Origin of the sequence: Microseira wollei NIES-4236, assembly GCF_020521235.1 — a bacterium.
GTDB classification, from domain to species: Bacteria; Cyanobacteriota; Cyanobacteriia; order Cyanobacteriales; family Aerosakkonemataceae; genus Microseira; species Microseira wollei.
Window position 1 is genome coordinate 1 of record NZ_BLAY01000324.1, and the last position, 5,859, is coordinate 5,859.

General features: G+C 45.6%; 3 protein-coding genes and 4 pseudogenes. 1 reads left to right on the plus strand and 6 read right to left on the minus strand.

Annotated elements, in window-relative coordinates:
- The 4 genes and pseudogenes from MiSe_RS47275 to MiSe_RS54360 form a co-directional block, all read right to left on the minus strand.
- The coding region (locus MiSe_RS47275; RefSeq protein ID WP_226594052.1) for a reverse transcriptase N-terminal domain-containing protein at positions 1-314 on the minus strand (314 nt) is incomplete at its 3' end.
- A gap of 58 nt (positions 315-372) precedes the next feature.
- A pseudogene (gene ltrA / locus MiSe_RS54355) lies at positions 373-2,028 on the minus strand (group II intron reverse transcriptase/maturase).
- Positions 1,985-2,140 (minus strand): hypothetical protein, encoded by a 156-nt coding sequence (locus MiSe_RS47290; RefSeq protein ID WP_226594057.1) that lies wholly within the window; start codon positions 2,138-2,140, stop codon positions 1,985-1,987. Before MiSe_RS47290 ends, ltrA begins: the two are co-directional and overlap by 44 nt.
- An 884-nt stretch (positions 2,141-3,024) precedes the next feature.
- Positions 3,025-3,777 (minus strand): annotated as a pseudogene (locus MiSe_RS54360) (RNA-guided endonuclease InsQ/TnpB family protein); the annotation flags it as partial.
- Between the two features lie 112 nt (positions 3,778-3,889).
- Between MiSe_RS54360 and MiSe_RS47300 the strand changes: the two are divergent.
- On the plus strand, positions 3,890-4,051 hold the full coding sequence (locus tag MiSe_RS47300) for a plasmid mobilization protein (RefSeq protein WP_226594062.1): 162 nt from the start codon (positions 3,890-3,892) through the stop codon (positions 4,049-4,051).
- Between the two features lie 158 nt (positions 4,052-4,209).
- Here the strand turns inward: MiSe_RS47300 and MiSe_RS47305 are convergent.
- A pseudogene (locus tag MiSe_RS47305) lies at positions 4,210-5,363 on the minus strand (RNA-guided endonuclease InsQ/TnpB family protein).
- Positions 5,364-5,407: 44 nt separating this feature from the next.
- A pseudogene (locus MiSe_RS47310) lies at positions 5,408-5,734 on the minus strand (HNH endonuclease); the annotation flags it as partial.
- Positions 5,735-5,859 lie beyond the last annotated feature (125 nt).

A 5,859-nucleotide genomic window follows, 5' to 3' on the forward strand; every position in this document is an offset into this window, starting at 1 on the left:
CCAACTTGAATAGCTTTGTAAATTCGCTTTTGTAGGCGGAAGAGATTTCTGCGGAATTTCTTCCACGGTAGATTCTTCCAGGATTCACTAGCATTGCTGCTGTGTCTAATCATGCTCTGCTCCAGTTGATTTACTCTGAACACCGAGAGACCAATTACGGTCTGTCCTACCCGAATTGAGGGAGTTCCGCTACTCGTCTGGCCTACTTGGGGTTCGACCGTCCCCTTGACCCTCAATTCGTTTTTATTCGTTCCCTCTGACAGATTGTTTGTCCCTTTAGGTGTAGCCATTGTCGGGTGAGGTTTGAGGGTCACCCCTCTCTCCTCCCCTAAGAACCGGACATGAGACTTTCGCACTCATCCGGCTATTGCCTTACTTCAGGCGAGTTTTAACTTGGGTTTTATGCACCTGCTTGTGACACGCTTTGTGTAGATGCTGAAGGTTTTCCGTGTCGTCCGTTCCGCCCTCAGCCACAAGTGCTATGTGATGGGTTTCGATTTCCTCTCCGTTGAATAGTGGTTCGCCACATTCTGGACACTTCCAGCCTTGGTTTTCTGCTATCGTAAAAAGCTTAGTGTCTTTATCGAAGCGAGTTTTTCCGAGCTTCTGGTGGCGTTTTTCCCAATACTCTCTTAACGAAGGGTCATCTGGGCTAGCGTCACCTTTGACTTTTATGTGGCGCTCGATGGCTGTAGATGCAATTTGATATAGGACAAGTTCTTTATCCCTGCCCCGTCTGTCGCTTGTAGTGCAAGCGAATGTCCATCGATTGCCTTTAATAGTCTTGAAGTAACGTTTGCGTATCCATTTTGAGTTTTTGTTGGGATGCCGACGCTTCGCCCAACGCCAAAGGTATTGCCATATCCGATGATGGATATAACCGAAGGTTTCTTTGCTCACCACCCCTTTGTAGTAAGCAAAACCCCTGAGAATTGGATTAAGCTTTTTGATTAAAACTTCTTGTTCTACACTGCTGAGGTTTTTGATTTCTTCTCCCAGGCGCTTACAGAAGGCTAACACCTTCTTTTTGGACGGCTTGATGAGAAGTTTTCCATCCTAGTGTCGGGAGTTGAACCCCAAGAAGTCAAAGCCATCTTTCATTGACGTGATGACCGTCTTCTCAGCGCTTAATTCAAGACCTCGTTTTGACATCCATGCTTGTATCAGTTTTTGGGCAATTTCGAGACTTTCCCTGTCTCTAGCCGTAACAATAAAGTCATCGGCGTATCGCACCACACCAAGTTTTGAGTTGGTGGCTTTTATGTAAGTTTCTAAGCCATGCAATCCAATATTGGCTAATAGGGGTGAAATAACCCCGCCTTGTGGTGTGCCTTGTTCCGTAGGATTTAGTTTCTCTTGGAACACAAACCCCGCTTTTAACCATCCTTTGACAAGTTCTCTTTTGGGGAAATTACTCATCATGGACAGGATGGATTCATGGGCGATGTTGTCAAAGAATCCCTTGATGTCAGCTTCTAGAACCCAAGTGTCTCTGCCTGTTTTGCTCATACAGGTTCGTATGAAGCTTTGTTCTATGGCATCTTGACAGCTTCTTCCCGGTCGAAAACCATACGAGTGTTGCTCGAATACGGCTTCCCATTCGGGTTCTAGTGAATTCTTTACTATTGCTTGTTCGATTCTGTCACGCACGGTCGGAATACCGAGTGGTCGAAACTTCCCGTTAGGCTTCGGTATCTCCACCCTCCGAGTCGGTTTGAGGTTTCCCCCATTCCAGTTGTTTATCAGAGTCACCCGCTGCGACGGGGTATTGACCACCTCTTTGTCAATTCCTGCCGTTGCTTTGCCAAGATTTGTCTGGGTGATACGTCCCACAGACAATAGTAAATTTGCGTGGCTTCGTAGCATCAATTTCTGCAAGCTTCGTAGCTTACGGAAGTTGCCAAGTTTTCTCGCACGAAAGATTCTCTGACGTAGGTTTCTAACGAGTTTGCTAACCTTCTTCCAGTTAACCTGGTTCCAGTCTTCAAGTCGTTTCTTCAGTCCGTTTGTTGTCGTAGTTGACACCATCTAACTTGTCCTCGGATTTGATTCCTTTGTCGGGTTTACTTTCGTATAAGACCCAGAAGAAGTTAGCTTTCCTTTCGGTCAGGGATAATGTTTCAACCCCTATCTGGCTCATTACAAGCCAGCATTCGCTTTTTCTTCCATCCTCTACCCTCCTAAGAGTTCTGCTTTGGTTACCCTTGGCTTACTATCGGTATCGACCTCCGATAGACTCAGTAGGGTTTATCCTGTTGTATCGCTTAGTTGTCTGTTCTCGTTTAGGTACTATCTATTCTGCGGTGAGGGTTATATTCACACGATTTATGAAGGTTGAAATCATAAATCTACTCACTTACCTTTTGGTCGAAGCCTATCAGCCTTATTTGGCTTCTTATCGAATAACGCAGTTTAAGTGATAGTTCACTTGCGTTTACCATGCGAGAACTCCCCTTTGCTCCTAACCAGTTTGGGCTGCCAGTTTCGGCTACGTTCGTGGTCTGCACTCCGTCCTTTCATTGCTTACTCGGTACGTGACCGGACTCTAGAAGAGTCTTTTACATAGGGGTAGAGGGTGTGAATCCTCTAGGGAAGTAGGCTTCCCGTACTAAACGACCAGTTCAGGTCGCGCTCAACCATTGGATTCCCTAGACTCTTACCGCTGTTACGACTATGACGCGGCGGGAATTTTCTTATTTCTCCAATCGAGTCAGGATTGTTGTTATGTCCTGCTCAGTCTTGGGTTGCTTTTTTTTTAGGCTCGGTTTCACCGTTGGGACTCCCTGTTAGCGCCAGTGTGATGCCATAACTCATCTCTGATTGCGCCCTGTTTCCAGCTTCACCCTCCAAATATTCCGAGTTTGGTCGGTGTGGACAGGTCAGGAGTAACATCTGAGTCTGATGTGTAGGACTTTCACCTACATCCGTCTGAGAGTTCAACCTCGACCCTGTACGAAGGGGTTGTTGGTTGGCGAGATTATTTACGGGCTTTATTACCGTGATTCTCTCGCAACGAATCCCACAGTCGTTAGACTTGCATACGTTACGCGCTAGTCTCTTAGCGTGTTCTTCCCGCTGCCTACTTACTTTTAAATGTTTCTTGGCATATCTTCGTCTCGCTTTTCGTCTTTGATTCTTCCCTTTTTCTTTCTTGTAAATTCGTCGTTGAGCGTGTTTAATCGCTTTTTATGCTTTCTGTATAAATCTATGGTTTGGCTCGTGATGACCGTTATAATCAGTGTAAAAATACTCTAACCCAACGTCTATACCTATTTCCCCATCGGCTATTCGGGATTCTTTGCTGACATCAACCTCTAACGCAAATTGACAGTATTAGCCATCGGCACGACGTACAATTCTAACTCGCTTGAACGACTTGATAGGATAGGTATGAATCTCCCATTTTCCTAACAACTTGATTTCGCCAATACCCTTTTTATCGGTCATAGCAATTTGTCTTTTTGTTGGGTGAAGTTTCCAACCGCTAGTCTTGTATTCGACCCTTGCATTGTCTTTTTGAAAGCGCGGGAATCCCTTTTTACCAAGTTTCTTGGTTTTACAATTATCGTAAAACCGAGAAATTGCCAACCATGCTCTTTCCGCAGATGCTTGTACTGCCATTGAGTTAAGGTCTTTAACGAACCCAAATTCGTTGCGTAGTTCTGTAGAATATTTGTTGCTCGCAAAACCATTGATTTTTAACTCTTTCGGTGCGTCCATCCAGTACCGCAAACATTTATTGCGTACAAATTGTACTGTGCGAATCGCTTCCTCTATCGCCTTATACTAACATGGTTTAGCTTTAACCTTGTATTCCAGAACTAGCATGTTCGACCTCCTTGCTATATTTCTACTATACTAGATGTGCCACCAAATGTGGGGACAATTTATGAAAACTTTAAGACTCGACATTAGGGTTACTGAATATGAGATGCGCCAACTTGAACAAGAGGCAAAACGACGCGGCATGACAAAATCCGAGCTAATTAGAAGCCTAATAGCTCGCTTTCCCTTGCCTGCAGAAAACAGGCAGCCTAAAGACTGCCGTTAGCTTTCATCCCCGCACCTATTGGCGAGGGGTTTTCAGCCTTCTTTCTTATAAGACAATTGAGAGCGACATCTGCGAGACACTGAGTTGCGTTCAAAAATAGTAGACAAGCGTATTGACATCCTCCCCAAGAGAGCTGACGCGGAGGGTGGGGATTCCCATCATCGCTGATGAGATTTCCTGGTTCTTCGAGTAACCTTACCCATCTGGGTTTCCCCATTCGAGTAGCGGGTCATCTCCCTAGCGGCGTAACTTTCCGAGTGCCCCTCGGTAGTTGGGCTAGACCTTGTAATGCTTTAACCAAAATATTGATGGCAGCATTTGTATCGCGGTCATCTAAGTAACCGCAGTGAGGGCATTGATGAGTGCGTGTCGATCAGGCTTTCTTCACCTCATACCCACAATGGGAACAATTTTGGCTGGTGTAATGAGGTGCTACAGCAATCACTGGCACATCAAATACTTTGCCAAAATACTCCAACCACTGCCTAAACAATGTCCAGCTAGCATCAGATATTGATTTGGCTAGATGATGGTTTTTAACCATGTTCCGCACTTTTAGGTCTTCAATGGCTACCAAATCTGCCGACTGGACGAGCGCCCTTGCAGTCTTAACCGCAAAGTCTTTACGCCGCCTCGATACCGCCAGATGCGCTCTACCTAACCGCTGGATGGCTTTCTTGCGGTTTGTTGAACCTTTAGTTCGGCGAGAAACCCGCTTTTGGGCGCGTTTTAACGCTTTCTCTGCTTTTCTTAAAAACCTGGGATTCTCAATCTTGTTGCCATCAGAATCGGTGTAGAAGTAGTTTAAACCAACATCTATACCCAACATTTTGTTTGTGGGTTTGTGTTTCTCAATTCGTTCAGTGTCAATGGAAAACTGAACATAATACCCATCGGATCGACGCAGGACGCGGACTCGCTTTATCTGCTCTTTTTGGTAGAAGTGCAAGTCACGAGTTCCCCACATCCTAAAGGTTCCAGCCTTAAAACCATCCCTAAATGTAATGGTTAATCGGTCATCTGATAGAAACCACCCGTCTACTTTGTACTCTACAGATCCGTGGGTTTGGTGTTTTTTGAATCCAGGGAATCCTTTCTTACCTGGAACCTTTTTCTGGCAATTATCAAAGAACCTCGCAATGGCACTCCAAGCTCTCTCAGCACTAGCTTGACAAGCCTGAGCCGAGAGCTTTTTGCACCAAGAAAATTGTTCCCTGAGTACTTTGCAATATTTATTGAGGTCATATCTATTGACCCCTTGGTTATCCATCCAGTATCGCAAGCACGAATTGTCGGGTAGGAGAGCATACATCGCCGCATCTCTCCCCCCTTTGAACCGGACTTGACAGTTTCCCATCATCCGGCTATTGCCTCCAGAGCCTCAGAACATTTACCCGTGTGTACATGCTTGTGGCAGGTGAGGTGTAGGTGGACTAGGTTGTCTTCCCTGTTAGTACCCCCATCTTTCACTTGTACTTTATGGTGGGTGTGTAGCTTTTCTCCATTAAACAGGTGTTCACCGCATACTGGGCATTTCCAGCTTTGGTCCTGAGCTACTTTAAATAGCTTTGAACCTTTTGCAAAGTATGTTTTCCCGTAGTGAGTTCTACGTTTCTCCCAGTATTCGGTTAGGTTGGGGTCATCGGGGGACGCCGTTCCCTTGACTTTGATGTGGCGGGTTATATCATGTCCTTAGGCATCGGTAGTGTATGGTGGGGGTGTGATATCATGTCCGGTTGCATAGATTGCATATAGTCGATTGTGCGAAAAGCTGTTTTTTTCCTCCCACCTGCTCACCTGCTCACCTG

Bases quoted from the DNA above. Each gene is read 5' to 3' on its own strand.
- MiSe_RS47290 (WP_226594057.1), bottom strand. From the start codon at position 2,140: ATGAGCCAGATAGGGGTTGAAACATTATCCCTGACCGAAAGGAAAGCT.
- MiSe_RS47300 (WP_226594062.1), top strand. From the start codon at position 3,890: ATGAAAACTTTAAGACTCGACATTAGGGTTACTGAATATGAGATGCGC.